Annotated in this window: 13 protein-coding genes; 12 read left to right on the forward strand and 1 reads right to left on the reverse strand. The window is 68.3% G+C overall.

Translation table 11 applies throughout. The features are described from left to right. The first annotated feature begins 549 nt into the window (after positions 1-549). Together AB0E85_RS05355 and AB0E85_RS05360 are read left to right on the forward strand one after the other, a co-directional pair. Complete coding sequence (locus AB0E85_RS05355; RefSeq protein WP_361922619.1) at positions 550-2,046, forward strand: LacI family DNA-binding transcriptional regulator; 1,497 nt, start codon at positions 550-552, stop codon at positions 2,044-2,046. A gap of 130 nt (positions 2,047-2,176) precedes the next feature. Further along, a complete protein-coding gene (locus AB0E85_RS05360) occupies positions 2,177-2,821 on the forward strand; it encodes a DUF6886 family protein (protein ID WP_361922622.1) in 645 nt (214 codons plus the stop codon). A gap of 17 nt (positions 2,822-2,838) precedes the next feature. On the opposite strand, the gene AB0E85_RS05365 is transcribed toward AB0E85_RS05360, so the two are convergent. Next, positions 2,839-3,570, reverse strand: coding sequence for a haloacid dehalogenase-like hydrolase (locus tag AB0E85_RS05365; protein ID WP_361922625.1), 732 nt, complete (start codon positions 3,568-3,570; stop codon positions 2,839-2,841). Between the two features lie 427 nt (positions 3,571-3,997). On the opposite strand from AB0E85_RS05365, the gene AB0E85_RS05370 reads away from it, so the two are divergent. From AB0E85_RS05370 to AB0E85_RS05415, 10 genes are all read left to right on the forward strand, one after another. Continuing rightward, a complete protein-coding gene (locus AB0E85_RS05370) occupies positions 3,998-5,236 on the forward strand; it encodes a helix-turn-helix transcriptional regulator (RefSeq protein ID WP_361922628.1) in 1,239 nt (412 codons plus the stop codon). 109 nt (positions 5,237-5,345) lie between these two features. Then, a complete protein-coding gene (locus tag AB0E85_RS05375) occupies positions 5,346-5,786 on the forward strand; it encodes a hypothetical protein (protein WP_361922631.1) in 441 nt (146 codons plus the stop codon). Beyond that, entirely contained in the window at positions 5,786-5,980 is a 195-nt protein-coding gene (locus AB0E85_RS05380) for a hypothetical protein (RefSeq protein WP_191846794.1), read from the forward strand. The genes AB0E85_RS05375 and AB0E85_RS05380 overlap by 1 nt, the downstream gene beginning before the upstream one ends. 210 nt (positions 5,981-6,190) lie before the next feature. After that, positions 6,191-7,195 (forward strand): hypothetical protein, encoded by a 1,005-nt coding sequence (locus AB0E85_RS05385; protein WP_361922635.1) that lies wholly within the window; start codon positions 6,191-6,193, stop codon positions 7,193-7,195. A 79-nt stretch (positions 7,196-7,274) separates the two neighbouring features. After that, positions 7,275-8,807 carry an amino acid permease gene (locus tag AB0E85_RS05390; protein ID WP_361922638.1) on the forward strand — a complete coding sequence of 511 codons (1,533 nt, stop codon included), beginning with the start codon at positions 7,275-7,277 and terminating at the stop codon, positions 8,805-8,807. Positions 8,808-8,899: 92 nt separating this feature from the next. Beyond that, positions 8,900-10,231, forward strand: coding sequence for a glutamine synthetase family protein (locus AB0E85_RS05395; protein ID WP_361922641.1), 1,332 nt, complete (start codon positions 8,900-8,902; stop codon positions 10,229-10,231). Between the two features lie 34 nt (positions 10,232-10,265). Then, positions 10,266-10,766, forward strand: coding sequence for a LuxR C-terminal-related transcriptional regulator (locus AB0E85_RS05400; RefSeq protein WP_361922644.1), 501 nt, complete (start codon positions 10,266-10,268; stop codon positions 10,764-10,766). A 134-nt stretch (positions 10,767-10,900) separates the two neighbouring features. Further along, positions 10,901-11,785 carry a phosphotransferase gene (locus tag AB0E85_RS05405; RefSeq protein ID WP_361922647.1) on the forward strand — a complete coding sequence of 295 codons (885 nt, stop codon included), beginning with the start codon at positions 10,901-10,903 and terminating at the stop codon, positions 11,783-11,785. 64 nt (positions 11,786-11,849) lie between these two features. Further along, entirely contained in the window at positions 11,850-12,896 is a 1,047-nt protein-coding gene (locus tag AB0E85_RS05410; protein WP_361922650.1) for a phosphotransferase, read from the forward strand. Between the two features lie 197 nt (positions 12,897-13,093). Continuing rightward, positions 13,094-15,064 (forward strand): ABC transporter ATP-binding protein, encoded by a 1,971-nt coding sequence (locus AB0E85_RS05415; protein ID WP_361922653.1) that lies wholly within the window; start codon positions 13,094-13,096, stop codon positions 15,062-15,064. Positions 15,065-15,192 lie beyond the last annotated feature (128 nt).

Genomic DNA, 15,192 nt, shown 5'->3' on the forward strand with positions numbered 1-15,192 from the left:
TGTGAACTGCGTGTACGGGCTGCCATGGGAAGGACTCCTCCAGTGCGGGATAGGCGGTGGAGAACGGTGACTCGGGCAGGGAGGCACCTGGCTCGCGCAGGGGTGGTGCGGTCCGTCGGGGATTCGCGCAACGGAGCGTGAAAAGACGATTCCACTACGCGAGTGCGACGAGCGGACAAAGTGTCCGCAGGAATTTGCTGACGACCCATTGACAACAACAGGCTTTGTTTGCAGGCGTGTTGAGGGTCATCGAGGCTCTGAAAGATTGCTCGGAGCCGGTAGGTGTTGGTCGGGCCGTACGTCCTGCCACTCCTCGCGAATGCCCTCGACAAGTGTGATGAGGTCCTGTTGGCTGCCTGGACGAACTCGGCTGAAAGCCGCAGGCAGAGCGTGCTGGAAACCGCGAGCAAACCTTCTCTGCTGATCTCCGCACCCTTCGTGTGACCTTGTTCGGTCTCTCCGCGTGATCTTCTCCGGCATGTCGATTTGGCCTTGGGGTTCCATGGGAAACCTGCGTGAGCCATGAGGTCGTGCGGGAGGAGGACGTAGATGCTCACGTTCGGCATCGCCAGGGACGAGGGCGAGGGGCACCGGACTGCGGCCGTGGCTGAGAACAAGGAACCGGGCGATGGCCGGCCCGAACCGGAACTCGGCCAAGCGACCTTCGGCGAGTACGCGAAACGCTGGTACAAGGCTCAGGACCTGGCAGCCTCGACCATGCAGAACTACAAGCGCCACATCGAGGGGCACCTGCTCCCCGACTTCGAGGACAAGGCACTCGCCGACATCCTGCGCACGGACGTCGACCTGTGGGAGAAGAAAGAGCGGGCCGTCTACGCGGCCTCCAGCGTCAGAACCTGGCGCTCGACGCTCCACCTGATCTTCGAAGACGCGATCGACGAGGGCCTGATCACGACCAACCCGGCTACCAGGCGGCGCGGACGCGGCAAGCGTGCCGGACGCTCCCGTAATCGCGGCCCGGAGAAGGTCGTCACCGACGCACTCGGCATCTTGCTCACCGCCGAACGGGCTGCGCTGCTCTCCGGCCGCGACGACGAGTTCGTCGCCGTCGTCCTCAAGGGCTACACCGGCATGCGCTGGGGCGAAATCGTCGGCCTGGAGACGGAACTCGCCCGCCCCGGCTCCATCCGGGTCGAGTGGCAGCTGTACGAACTCGACACCGGCGAGATCGTGCGCTGCCCACCCAAGGACGACAGCTACCGGACCATCGACTTGATGGACTGGCTGTCGGCCCTGGTCGCCAACCACATCGCCCGTACGAAGCCGAATCCATGCCCGTGTCACGGCAGGACCTACGTCTTCCGCGGACAGGGCGGGACTCGCGGTGGTGGCCACCAAGGCGCGAAGCTCGTCGACGTCGCACGCCGTGCCGACGTCTCCACGGGCACCGTGTCCAACGTCCTGAATCACCCTGACCGCGTCACCGAGGCCAAGCGTATGAGGGTGGAGCGGGCCATCGCGGACCTGGGGTTCATGCGCGGCGGCGCGGTGTTGAGCCATGCCGCCCACTGGCGCCGAAATGGCTTCGCGACCTGGCTGTTCACCCCTGCGGTCTCCGGCTGGTACCCGAAGAAGGCGCCGCAGCAGACCCGCCCCGTACCGCTGCTGGGAGAGCCGTGGCCGGGCGTCCCGGCCAGAGGGCGCGGCGCCGGCGACCGGGCCGACGCCTGCTGGCTTCCGATTGCCAAGGGCCTCACACCCCATGGCCTCCGCCACACCCACCGCACTGTGATGGAGGACCTCGGCACCGAGAAGGTCCTCATGGACCAACGGATGGGCCATATCGACGGCTCCGTCTCGGCGCGCTACGCCCACGTCACCCCCGGCATGCGCGAACGCCTGATGCTCGGGCTGACCGAGCAGTGGGAGACAGCGCTCGACACCCGACTGGCCTCGTCCCCAGCGTCTCCGGTGCGCGCGCTCAACGACCTCCTGCGGGCACGGGCGTCCATCGTGCGATCTCCCTGCCATCGATCCGCACCCTGCCGCCGATCACGATGGCGGCGGCAGGCCCGCAGTCGTTGAGGCGATCTCATTGGTCCCCGACGCACGGTGCTTTTCGTATGGCCACCTGGTGGCTTGTTCCGATGCGTTGCGGTGGTGCGCCTGGAATCGCCGAAGGCGAGAACGGCGCATGTGGACTTACGATGCCCCGATGCGGCCAGAGCCTGGACAGTTACTGCACTTCTCTGAGGACCCCACCATCACCCGCTTCGTCCCCCGCGTCTCCCCGACGTCGAAGGACCAGGGGGCCTTCGTCTGGGCCGTCGACGCGGTTCGTGCTCCCGACTACTGGTTCCCTAAGCAGTGTCCCCGGGCGATGGCATGGGTGACACCCGACACGTCCCCAGACGACCGCGAGCGGATCATCGGTCCGGGAGACGGAGATCGAGTACACGCGATCGAGTACGACTGGTTGGAGGAGATCCGAAACGTTCGCCTCTACGCCTACCGGTTCGACTCCACGCCTTTCCGCCCCATCGGGGGGCCCGTCCCGCGCGCGCACGTCGCGGAAGAACCCGTCGAGCCGCTGGGACCACCCGAGCCCGTCGGCGACCTTCTGGCCCTGCACGCCGAGGCCGGCATCCAGCTGCGGGTCCTGGACATCCTGTGGCCGTACTGGGAGACCATCACCTCCAGCACCTGCGGTTTCAACGGCATCCGGCTGCGCAACTCACACGGGCACCCAGCTCACAGGCCTGAGGCCCGGCCGCGAATCCTCCTCGGCCAAGCGGCCTCCGGTGGGGCCTACGTTGAACAGCAGCGAGGAGAGCGCGCAGGACCACACGGGGAGGCATAGTCCGGATTGATTGCCCGTCACTTCATGGTCGAACGCGTCAACGTCGTGATCTCCTCCATGAGCCGCGGTACGTCCTCAAGACTGTCGAGTACCGCGCCGGCTCCTGCTGCCGCCAGTTCGCGGGCGGTGGTCTTGCCGGACGCGACTCCGATCACCGAAGCACCGCCTTCGACTCCGGTGCGGACATCTTCGAGCGAGTCCCCGATGATGACGGTGTTGGAGCGGGTAAAGGCTGCCCTGAACCTGGCCTGAGCTCGTTCTTGTGCGACGGCGACGAGGGCGGGACGGTGCTCGTCGTCGGAGGAGTACCCGCCGATTTCCGTGTCCAGAAAGGCGTCGAGGCCGAACACTTCGAGCTTCAGCAGCGCGTTGGGCCTGAGGTTCCCCGTGACGACGGTCGGCACCCAGTGCGCCTGCTCGTGCACCGCCTTCAGGGCGGACACAGCACCCGGCATGAGGACGCCCCGCTCGCGCAGGGCTTCCTCATGCGTGGCGAGACACCGCGGCAGGAGTTCAACCATGCGCGGTAGCAGTCGGGGGACGTCCGATGTCGGAACGCCGTTGTGCAGGAGCAGGGATCGGATCGCGAGGGGCATGGTGACGCCGGTTCCCCGGGCCGGAAGGCGTTCGGCGGGGCGCCCAACGATCTCGGCGAAGGTCTCGCGGTAGACCTGCCGATCGATCTCACCGACGTACAGTAGCGTTCGGTCGATGTCCCACAACACGAGGGACTGTTCGGCTTCAGCCACTCCCGACCTCACTCCTCACCTTCGACCAGGGCGGAACCGCCCTGTGGCTGTGAGCGTATGTGAGGCCACCCCAACCTCATCTCGCCGTAAGGGCTCGGCTACTGTCTGCGGCCGACGGTGAGGGCGGCTCTCCGGCGCCTGCAGGATTCGCGCGGACAAACTGTCCGTAGGTACTTCGACGCCTACCTCTTGACCAGGGGGCGGCAACCGTACTCATCCCGCACCCGCTTCTCCACGATATGCCCCGCTTCGGTCGTGTGGCCGGAGGCTCAGGCGGGAACAGCAACGTACGTCGGGTCCGCGCAGCAGATCCACGTCGTGGGCGCTCGGCCATCGGCTCTGTTAACAGTTGGCGACCAGGGGCGCAGGCTTGGACCGTAACCGTACTCTGAACGAAGTGCTTCATCGCGAAGGGACAGCTCCACCGATGAGTGAAAACCTGACACTGGGAGACCGTCTCCGCGTCGCTCGCAGGACACGGAAGCTGTCCGCCGCCCAGCTGGCGCAGAAGGTCGCGGTCTCCCCGAGCTACGTGCAGAAGCTGGAGTCGGGGGCGCGCAAGGCCTCACCTTCGCTGGTGCTGGCTCTCGCCAAGGCGCTGCGCTTCGGCCCCGAGGTCCTGACGGGCCAGCCGTACTACGGGGAGCCGGAGGCGGAGGACGGCGTCCACGCCGTCATACCCGAGCTCCGCCGCCTCCTGCTCTGCTACGACAGCCCCGACGACCTGGAGATCGCTCCGCGGGCGCTTCCCGTGCTCGCCTCCGAGGTCGACCAGGTGGCGGCCCTGCGTCGCGACGCCCGGTACGCGCCGATGGGGCCCCTGCTGCCGCCGATCATCACCGAACTGACGCACGTGGCCCTCGGTGGTGGCAACGGTGACCGGAGCAAGGCCTTCTGGCACCTGGCGCGCGCCTACCGAGCCGTGAACTCCCTTGCCCACAAGATGGGTCACCACGACCTGTCGAACACGGCACTGGAGCGCGTTCGTTGGGCCGCTGACCAGAGCGGCGATCCGCTGATGCAGTTCACGGCCGGCTACCTCGTGGCTGGGGCCATGCTCCGCCAGGGGGCGTACTCGCCGGCGCGCCGCAAGCTGCTCGCGCTGCGGACGGAGTTGGAGCGGCTCCAGCCGGAACGCTCCTTCACTGAGGACGCGCTCGCCGTCGACGGTGCGCTGCTGCTGAAGCTGGCCGTCCTCGAAGCCCGGGAGAACAGCGCCGACCGCGCCGACTCGTACCTGCGGGAGGCGGAGCAGGTCGCACGCATGGCGGGAAACCGGGACTCGCTGGCGTACGAGATGTCGTTCGGCCCGACGAACATCCGCATCCACGAGGTGCACGCGATGATCGACACGGGCGACACCGAGCAGGCCCTCGCCCGTCTCGTCGAATGGTCTCCGGTCGCCGGCGGCGAGTGGGCGCCGCCCGCTACGACCGTCGGCGAGCGGTCGAGCCACCACTTCATAGACGTGGCCTCCGCGAAGCTCGCGGAGAACGACCGGGACGGTGCCTTCGCGGACCTCAAGCGAGCGCGGAAGGTCGCGCCCAACCACACGCGGTTCCACCCGTCCGTTCGCGAGACCACTGCGGCGCTGCTCAGGATGGACGCTCACCCCTCCAACGAGCTGTCCGCATTCGGTAGTTGGACGGGTATTAGCACAACCTGAGGTTGTGTCAAGGGCTTTGGCGAGCGGAGCCCACGGACAGACTGTCCGCGCAGGACAGCTTGCTGAATGGAATGGTCTCCTCACACCCAGTGGTGAGGAGGCCTTTTCCATGTCCGACGACAATCCCGCAGCTCGCGCGAACCCGCCGCGCTGGATGCCCATCGGCGAGGAGCCCGAGCTGTGCTCGGCGGGGGAGTGGTGGGACGCCGTACGCGCCGTGGAGGCCGTGGGTCGGCGCGCGATCGAGATCCTCGACGAGGGGGACGAACCGGTCGGCCCGGTGATCCTCGACCACGACGGTCCGGAGCCCCGGCTGTACTTCCTGGTTCCCGTGGGTACCGCGGCCCGCTGGGAGGAGCCGGGGACCGTCGCGCTGGGGCAGAAGTGCCACGTCGTCGTGCCGTCCGCCGAGAGCACGGAGCCTCCCGGGATGCACTGGCACGTCTTCCCCCGAGGCCCGCGTGCGCTGACCCAGTCAGACGCTCTGCGGCGCGCGCTGAGCCAGGCTCGGCGGGAACGGCGCGGGTCCGCGGAGGAGGCGGCCTCCTGATGGCGCTCAGCATCTCCTTCGTGCTGGTGCTGGGCATCCTCGTGGTCGTCCTCATCCGCAGCAAATCCGTGAAACCCGGTCCCGCGGTCGTCTGCGTGCTCTTCGGGTTCTTCCTGGCGAGTACGTCCATGGCCCCGACCATCAACCGGTTCCTGACGGGCGTCGCCGACATGATCGGACAGATCCGTTTCTAGCGAGCTCGAACCGGCGCACGAGCCCCATCTCCCGGCTCGGCCGACGGTCCGCCTTCATGCGTTTCACGGCCCTCCCCCAACCTGCCCGAGGCTCCCGATGACCTTCCCGTCCAGCTCGCAGAGCACGTCAACCCCCACGGTCCGCCCGCAGCGGACGAACTGGCCCGACCCGGCTTGCCGACGGCGCACGGTCCCCTCCGAGGCACTCTGATGCGTCTCGTCTACCACCCGGCTGGTCACGACGACGACCTCCGTGTGGCCTTGGTCGAACTACAGGCGGGGCGCTGGAGGCAGGCACGTGAGCTGCTCTGGAAGACTGGTACGCACTGGGCACTACGCACGGCACGCACCCAGCTGCTGGCCGTGGCAGCCGCCCGGTCGGACGTCGTCGACGTGTGGCTCGCCGAGGAGCCCGACAGCTACGACGCGCAGCTGATGTCTGTACGTGTCGCCGTCGAAAGGGCACTTCGTGCCCACCGCCAACACCACCCGCGGACCCTGGAGTTCGAGATGCGAGCGCGGCGTGCCGCGCTGCTGGCGGCCCGCCGTGCGCCCCACGATCCCGTGCCGTGGGTATGTCTTGTCGCCCTGGCCCAGGTCGACACCCGCCAACTGCGGCCAGAACACCGCGTGAGGTCCGCCGAACCGATGCTGCCGGGCGGCCCGTGGGGACTGCTCTACGAGGTCAACCAGCGTGATCCGTACAACCGCGAGGCCTACCACCGCGTTGTGCAGTTCATGCTCGCTCTTGAGGGTCCGTCGGGCGCTTCCCTGGCCGCGGTCTTCGACTTCGGCCGGTCCGTGGCCTCGCAGCGACCGGTCGGATCGCCGCTGCTGCTTCTGCCGGCGTACGCACAGGTCGAGCAGCGACGACAGTCGCGCGCCGATCCCCTGTGGCGGCGGCAGTGGGCACAGGAGTCGACGCTCGACTACACCCTGACCGCCTTACACGACTGGTTCCACAAGGCATCCGTAGGGCACCGATCGGTGGCCGATCTGAACCTCCTCGCCTACGCGTTGTGGGCGGGACACCGGTACCTGGAGGCCGCCGAGGTGTTCGAGGCGATGGGCTCGTACGCGGCGCGCGAGCCATGGGCATCGGTGCACGACGGAGCCGCGGGGCCTGATCCCGGTGAGGCACTGCTCCTTCGGGCGCGCGCCGAATCCCTCTCCTACGCCCGTACCCGTAGGCCACGCGCCGGGCCGCACCCGTGATCTACAGCCGCCATCGCAACCACGTATTGGCATGAACCTGTCTAGTTTGCCCACCTCCCCGAGTCTTGGAGGCCGATCCATGTCCCGTCCGAGTCCGAACCGCCACGCGACACCACGGAAGTCCGATGACACCTACCTGCGCGAACTGGGCTACGAGCCCGTGCTCACCCGACGCATGGGGCCGTTCGGGAACTTCGCGATCTCCTTCAGCGTCATCAGCGTCCTGTCCGGCTGCATGACCCTCTACGGCTTCGGCCTGAACACCGGTGGCCCATCGGTGATGCTGTGGGGCTGGCTGGTCGTCGGCGCCATGGTCATGTTCATCGGCGCCTCGCTCGCCGAGGTGACCTCCGCCTATCCGACCTCCGGAGCCCTGTACTACCAGGCGGAGCAGCTCGGCGGGCGGAAGTGGGGCTGGTACACGGGCTGGTTGAACCTGCTGGGCCTGCTCGGTGCGATCGCCGGCATCGACTACGGGGCCGCGCTCTTCACGGGCGCCCTGTTCAACCTGCAGTGGGGCTTCGAGCCGACGCTGGGAAGGATCATGGTGATCTTCCTGTGCATCCTCGCCCTCCACCTCACCCTGAACCTGTTCGGGGTCCGGCTGGTCAGCATCCTCAACAGCATCAGCGTCTGGTGGCACCTCGCCGGCGTCACGGTGATCGTCGGCGCGCTCGCGATCGTGCCCTCCCACCACCGGTCCGCCGACTTCGTGTTCGGCGAGTTCGTCAACAACACGGGCTGGTCGAGCCCGCTCTACGTGGCCGTGCTGGGTCTGCTCCTGGCCCAGTACACGTTCTGCGGCTACGACGCCTCCGCGCACCTGTCGGAGGAGACCACCGACGCCCAGGTGTCCGCGTCCCGCGGAATCATCCACGCCATCGGCTGGTCGTGGCTGGCCGGGTTCGTCCTGCTGGCGGGACTCACCTTCGCGATCCAGGACTACGCGGGCACCGTCGGCACCGCGACCGGAGTGCCGCCGGCACAGATCTTCCTGGACGCGCTCGGCGTGGCCGGGGCGAAGGCACTGCTCCTGGTCGTCATCGTCGCGCAGTTGTGCTGTGGCAATGCCGAGACGGCTGCGGCCAGCAGGATGGTCTTCGCGTTCTCGCGTGACGGGGCGCTACCCGGCTCGCACCTGTGGCGGCGGGTGGACCGTCGTACCGGCACGCCGCGCATGGCGGTGCTGCTCTCCGTGGTGTGCGCCGCCGTACTGGCCCTGCCGAGCCTGTACAGCCCGGTCGCCTACGCGGCGATCACCAGCATCAACGTGGTTGGCATCACCCCGGCCTACGCGATCCCGATCTTCCTGCGCGTCAAGAACCGCCGACGGTTCCGGCCCGGACCGTGGAACCTCGGCAACTGGGGCGTGATCGTGGGCACGATCGCGGTTCTCTGGGTGGCGTTCGTGACGGTGTTGTTCTGTCTGCCCCAGACGCGCCCCGCCGGCGGCGGCCTCGTGTCGGTGGAGACGTTCAACTACGCGCCGGTCGCTCTGCTTGTGGTCCTCGCCTTGGCCTGGGGGTGGTGGCGGGCGAAGGGCAGCTCGTACGAAGTGCCGGCACAGCACTTCGACCGCTCGACGAGCGCGTACGAAGACGAGGTCGTCTGATGCCGGGCACCACGAGCGGCGACAGCACCGTGGCGCGTCTGGCTATCGCTTCCGGACCCGAGCGGGGCGGGCGCCCCGAGAAGGCGTTCTCCTTGTCGGACCTGCGTAACCTCGTCAAAGCGGGTGCCATCGACACGGTGCTGCTCGCCGTCCCCGATATGCAGGGGAGGCTGAAGGGGAAGCGCTACGACGCGAACCACTTCCTCAAGCGCGTCGCGCATCACGGCGCCGAGGTGTGTGCCTACGTCCTGGCCACCGACATCGACATGAGCCCGGCGGACGGCTTCGCGTTGAGTTCGTGGGAGACCGGCTATCAGGACCTGTCCGTGCAGCCGGCCCTGTCGACCCTGCGGGTGGTTCCGTGGCTTCCGCGTACCGCGGTCGTGCTCGGCGACGCCGTGACCCACGACGGAACACCCATCGAGATCGCCCCCCGCGAGATCCTCCATCGCCAGTTGACCCGGATGGCGCGCCACGGGCTGCACCCGAAGGCGGGGATCGAGACCGAGTTTGTCCTCTACAGGGGCACATACGCGGAGGCGGAACAGGCCGGATACCAGGGCCTACGACCGGTGGCCACGGAGAACCTGGACTACGCCCTCGACCATGATCCGGTCTCCGACCGTTTCTTCCGCCGCCTTCAGCGCGCGCTCGCGGGCGCCGGAATGCCCGTGGAAGCGATCAAGACGGAGGCCGGGCCCGGCCAGGTCGAGGTGACCTTCCCGTACGGGCCCGCCCTCACCGCCTGCGACGGGCACCTGCTGTTCAAGCACGCGGTGCGCACCCTCGGCTCGCGTGCTGGACTGGCGCCCACCTTCATGGCCGCCCCGGAAACCGGCCGTGCCAACGGTCTGCACCTCCACGTGTCGCTGTGGTCGAAGGCCATCAGCCAGCTCGACGAGTCCGGCGGCGGACTGTCCCAGACAGGGCGGCACGCCATCGCGGGCCTGCTCGCCGGCCTGCCGGAGCTGGTTCCCCTCTACGCCCCGAACACCAACTCCTACAAGCGGTTCACGCCCGACTCGTTCGCGCCAACCACGTTCAGCTGGGGCTACGACAACCGCACCTGTGCCGTCCGCGTCGTCGGCCACGGCGAGGGCCTCCATCTGGAGATCCGCGTGCCGGGCGCGGATGCCAACCCCTACCTGGCCCTGTCCGCCGCCCTGGCGGCCATCGACCACGGCATCGAACAGAAACTCACCCCCGGTCCGGCGGAGACGGGCAACTCCTACCGGGTGGGCGGCACCTCCGTCCCGCCCACCCTGGCCGACGCCCTCGTCGCCTTCCAGAACAGCGCCCTCGCGCGGAAAGCCTTCGGAACCGATGTGGTCGAGCACTACACCCGTCTTGCCCAATTGGAACTGGACCACGAGCGGAGCCTGGTCACCGACGCCGAGCGGCGTCGGTGGCTGGCCCGCGCCTGACCGCCGTTCCTCCCCGAAAGGACCGAGAACTCCCGTGAGTGCCCGACCGGCGCGCCCGTCCTCGACGTCGCTCGACCTGACACCCGCGCAGATTCGGATCGTCCAGCAGGTCGCGGAGGGCAAGAGCACCCACGCGATCGCCACCGACCGCACGATCACGGCTGGCACGATCAACGTGCAGTTGAAGCACTGCGGACAGAAGTTCGGCACCCGTGGCCGGGCCGCAGTCGTCCACGCCGGCTTCGTCACCGAGCAGCTCCGGCGCCCCGAGATGGCCACGCTCCCGGGAGCCTTCTCGGAGGCGGAGATCGAGACGTGGCGCATGGTCGCCATCGGTGCGACGTCAAAGGAGTACGCGGCGCGCGCCCGCATCAGCCACGAAGAAGCCCTGGGACGAGTACGGGCGTTGCGGCAGCGCGTCGAGGCAGAAAACGACCCGCACCTGGTGACGCTCGGCTGGCGGTACGGAGTTCTGAGCGAGTCCCTCCTCGAGATGGCCTCCGGCGCCGTCCTTCGCCTCCGGGCAGGCAAATGACCAGTTCAGAGCGCATTGTCAGTGGCACTTGGCAAGCTACCCACCCACAACAGGACACTGAGCGCGTCCGACCTGTCACTCATCGTGGCACGGTCGGGCGGCCCGGCGAGCGGAAGGGCGCACCGTTGACCGACATGCCCAGCGCGCTCCACCATCTGGTGGAGTCGGCGACCGACACGTACACGGTGGTCGCCGAGCATCCCCGGCCCGGAGACATCCGGCCTTCCGTCTGGGAGGTCAATGGGCCTGGCGGCCAAAGGTGGTTCGGGAAGTGTCACGCGGGCGCGAAGCTCCACCGACGCGAGGTGACCGCGTACGAGAAGTGGACCGTGGCCCTGGGCGCAGACCGCGCCCCCGAGCTGGTCTCCGCGGACACGCAGACGCGCACCGTCCTGGTCACCGCCGTGCCCGGACGCGGCCTCGACTCGCTGCGCCTGCCGGCCGAGCAGGAACGGGCGGCCTACGAGCAGGCCGGTGAACTGCTCGCCCGGTTCCACACCGCGGCGGCCAACGAGTCGATGCCGGAAATGACCGAGGAGGCCTGGGACGAGACGATCACCCGACTGCTGGGCCGTACGGGGAGGAACGCGCCGGAACACGACCTCGCGATGGTGCGCACCCTCGCCGGGGAGGCCCCTCCACGCCTGCCTCCGGTATCGCAGCACGGCGACTACATGCCCAAGAACTGGATGTGGGACGAGACCGAGCAGCGCCTGCGGGTTATCGACTTCGAACGCGCCGAACTTCGGCCTGCCGCCTACCGCGACCTGAGCCGACTGCGCTACCGGATCCTGTGCAACCGTCCCGACCTCAACGCCGCCTTCCACCACGGATACGGCCGCCCACTCACCGAGGAGGAACAGATCGCGTGCCGGACGTACGGGGCACTGGATGCCCTGGACTGCCTGGATTGGGGGATCAGGCAGCGCGACATCGGACTGGTCGACGAGGCACACACCATGCTGGAGAACCTGCGTCTGGAGACCGGCAAGTGCGTGTGGGGCGGGTGGCGTGCGTGAACAGCTTCTCTGGAACGGTTCGCACGGACCGCTGTCTCCCTGTGGACGGCGGTCGGTGATCTGAATGGACGCAGCAGGCTGGGGCGAGACGCTCGCCGCTGAAGTGTTGGAGGAAAGGTACGGGCTGGTCGCTGATGTCGTCGAACCGGTGCACATGGGCACGGACACCATCAACCGGCGAGTCCTGACGGACGACGGAGTACGGCTGTTCGTCAAGCAGTACCGCTCGATGGCCGACCTGGAGGCGGCACGCAACGCGTGGGACATGTCGGAGTACTGCCGGGCCGCGAGGCTTCCCGTTCCACGGGTGTGGCCCGATGCCGACGACAACCTGGTCACCATCGCGGGAGGCAGCGCATGGGCCGTGGTCGACGAGGCTCCCGGCCGGGTGACCTCGTCGGCGATGACGATCCGGCTCGCCGAGCACATCGGCGTCGTTATGGGGCGCATGCACCGTACGCTCGCCGCGTATCCGATGCCCAGGCGCGTGCAGCACACCCGCTGGCGGACCGAGCCCGTCGAGGAGGCCGTAGCAAGATGCGACACCGTGATGGCCAGGGCCAGGCGCCAAGGCCACGACCATCTGGATGAACTGCGTGCCGACCTCGACCAGCGGCGTGAGGACCTGCGCACACACGTCCCCCGGTTGAGGGCTCATCTCCCCGAGACGCTGGTCGAACAGGCGCTGCACGCGGACCTGACCCGCACCAATCTGATCACCCTCGCCGATGCCGTCACCGGCATCATCGACTTCCGCTGCGCCGGCGCGCTGCCAGCCTGGGAGCTGGGGCGGGCGGCGTTCGACCCGCGCACGGTCGCGACCAGCACCGAGTGGGCCGCTTGCGCCCTGGCCATGGCCAGGGCCTACCGCTCGGAGCACCCCAGCCTTCCGATTCGGGAAGTGCGGGCCTGCGCTCGGATCGCGCTGCTGTACATGCTGTCCAGCCTCTACGGGGCCACGACCGCGGAGTACGACCTGCCGGGGGAGGCGGAGGTGGATCTGAGGCGGTACTGGCGCGAGCGTCAGGTCGCCGTCCGCCACCTGCTCGGTGAGCTTGAGTGTCTTGAAGACGAGCTCACCGCCCTCGGAGCGAGCGGAGGCACGGCGTGACCACCCGTCAACTTCTGACCATGCCAAACGAAACGACTGACCAGCGACAACCTCATCCACGCAATGCACAGGGGGGACGTCTTGGCACATCGAACCGTGATCGGCCAGCATCCGGTACTCATTCGCGAACGGCGTGCGCCGCTGGGATCCCGTACGCCCCTGGTCGGGCACCGCAAGTCCACGGAGGGCTGGAGCCGATGACAACCATCCCGAAGCCCACCGGGACAGCCGCGCCGGCGGACGAGGCGGAGGTTTCGGACGAGGAACTGAAGTTCGTCATCCCCGGTGACCGTCGTATCGAGGCCGCCAACGCGATCACGACCCGTTCGATGGCCCGGCGCCTGCCCCAGCTGATCCGCAGGTCCCTCGAACTGGGCTGGCAGGTAGACCGCGCCGCGGTTATTGCCCTGCTCGGCGTCCAGCTCCTCTCCGGAGTACTGGAGGCGTTCGGTCTGATGGCCACCACCGGGGTGATCAAGCCGCTGATCGCCTCGCAGCACATCAGCGGCGACCAGCTCCGTGCCGCCGTACCTTCCCTCGTCGTCCTGTCGGGTGCCATCGGTCTCCGTGCCCTGCTGGGTATTGCCTCCACCGCGCTGTCGGCCCGGTTGGCCCCGCGTATCGCCCGGGAAGCCGAACTCAAGCTCCTCGACGCGGCGACCAAGGCGGAACTGGCCGCGTACGACAACCCCGGATACAACGACCGCTGGGACGCGGCCGACCGCGGAGTGGAGGTCTCCAGGGACCTTCTCACCCAAGCCCAGTACATCCTCGCCGCATCGGCATCGCTGATCGCCTCGGCGTGCGTCCTGACCGCCGTGCACCCGATCCTTCTACCTCTGCTTGTCCTGGCGGCCCTGCCGAAGGGCCTGGCCAGCGTGAGGGCAGCGCGCATCAGCTACATCGCCTCGCTCGCCACGTCGAAGGACCGGCGGCTCCTGGGCATGCTGCGCTGGTACATGGTCGACAAGCAGACCGCGGACCAAGTCCGCTCCGGCACCATGGCACCGTTCCTCCTCGCCAAGTACCGCACGGCCGGGACGCGGATCGACAGGACCACCGACCAGGCCACCTGGCGCTCCGCCAGGATCTCCCTTGTGGGCGGGGCCACAGGAGGCCTCGCCCACGCGGTGGTGTGGGTGGCCCTCGCCCTGCTGGTGTCTGCCGGGCAGATCTCCGTCGCCGCCCTCGGCACCGCGTTCCTCGCGCTGGGGCGCGTCAGCGCGGGACTGGACGGAATCGTCGGCTACGGAGCCCAGCTCTTCCGTACCGGCATGTTCTTGGACGACTGGGCGGACTTCATCGACGAGGCCGGCGGACACCGCATCGACCGGGGCTCCCAGGCGCCAGCCGCCCCCGCCGTCGTACGCGCGGAGAACATCACCTTCCAGTACCCGAGCGCCGACCGTCCCGCCCTTAACGACGTCTCGTTGGAGGTCCGGCGTGGCGAGGTCGTCGCACTCGTGGGCGAGAACGGTTCCGGCAAGACCACTCTCAGCAAGATCCTCTCGGCCCTGTACCTACCCGACCAAGGAGCCGTCATCTGGGACGGCACCGACACCAGGAACCTGGACGCGTACGCCACCTGGGCGCGTGTCGCCGTCGTGCCGCAGTCCTACGCGGCCTGGCCTCTTTCGGCGCGGGAGAACATCACCCTCGGTCAGGCCACCGAGGAGGGAGACGCCGCCGTGCTCGCCGCGGCGCAGGCTGCGGGCGCCGACGAGGTCGTCGACGGACTGCGCAGCGGGCTGAACACCCTGCTGGCCAAAGAATGGTGGGGCGGGCAGGAACTGTCCGGCGGGCAGTGGCAGAGGATCGCGCTAGCCCGAGCGTTCCACCGGCCGGCCGGACTGCTCGTCCTGGACGAACCGACCGCCGCTCTCGACCCGAGGGCCGAGCACCGCATCTTCACCGGGCTACGCCACCTCGCCGCCGACCGCGCGGTCGTCCTGGTCACTCACAGGCTCACCAATGTGACCATCGCCGATCGCATTGTTGTTCTGGACCAGGGGCGTGTCATCCAGCACGGCACCCCGGAGCAACTGCTGGCCCAGCGGGACGGCTTGTTCCGAGAGTTGTGGGATCTGCAGAACGAGCGCACCGGGCAGGTCCCTGCCCAGGCCGACTCGGACGGAAACGTCGCGTCGAACCAGTCTGTCCTGTTCTGATCAGGGCGGTACGGATGGGAGGTTCCACGAGATCGGATTGGTCCACGGCAGGCGTGTACGTCTTCGAGGCCCCAGCGTCGTGGTGCCTTTGGCGGCCGGACTCTGAAAACAGTTGCGGTGAACTGTTC

Origin of the sequence: Streptomyces sp. NPDC029044 (assembly GCF_040637495.1) — a bacterium.
In the GTDB taxonomy this organism is placed as follows: domain Bacteria; phylum Actinomycetota; class Actinomycetes; order Streptomycetales; family Streptomycetaceae; genus Streptomyces.

Excerpts from the sequence above, each read along its gene's own strand:
- AB0E85_RS05375 (WP_361922631.1), top strand. The coding sequence starts at position 5,346 with ATGTCCGACGACAATCCCGCAGCTCGCGCGAACCCGCCGCGCTGGATG.
- AB0E85_RS05390 (WP_361922638.1), top strand. The coding sequence starts at position 7,275 with ATGTCCCGTCCGAGTCCGAACCGCCACGCGACACCACGGAAGTCCGAT.
- AB0E85_RS05355 (WP_361922619.1), top strand. The coding sequence starts at position 550 with ATGCTCACGTTCGGCATCGCCAGGGACGAGGGCGAGGGGCACCGGACT.
- AB0E85_RS05410 (WP_361922650.1), top strand. The coding sequence starts at position 11,850 with ATGGACGCAGCAGGCTGGGGCGAGACGCTCGCCGCTGAAGTGTTGGAG.
- AB0E85_RS05405 (WP_361922647.1), top strand. The coding sequence starts at position 10,901 with ATGCCCAGCGCGCTCCACCATCTGGTGGAGTCGGCGACCGACACGTAC.
- AB0E85_RS05415 (WP_361922653.1), top strand. The coding sequence starts at position 13,094 with ATGACAACCATCCCGAAGCCCACCGGGACAGCCGCGCCGGCGGACGAG.
- AB0E85_RS05380 (WP_191846794.1), top strand. The coding sequence starts at position 5,786 with ATGGCGCTCAGCATCTCCTTCGTGCTGGTGCTGGGCATCCTCGTGGTC.
- AB0E85_RS05385 (WP_361922635.1), top strand. The coding sequence starts at position 6,191 with ATGCGTCTCGTCTACCACCCGGCTGGTCACGACGACGACCTCCGTGTG.
- AB0E85_RS05360 (WP_361922622.1), top strand. The coding sequence starts at position 2,177 with ATGCGGCCAGAGCCTGGACAGTTACTGCACTTCTCTGAGGACCCCACC.
- AB0E85_RS05370 (WP_361922628.1), top strand. The coding sequence starts at position 3,998 with ATGAGTGAAAACCTGACACTGGGAGACCGTCTCCGCGTCGCTCGCAGG.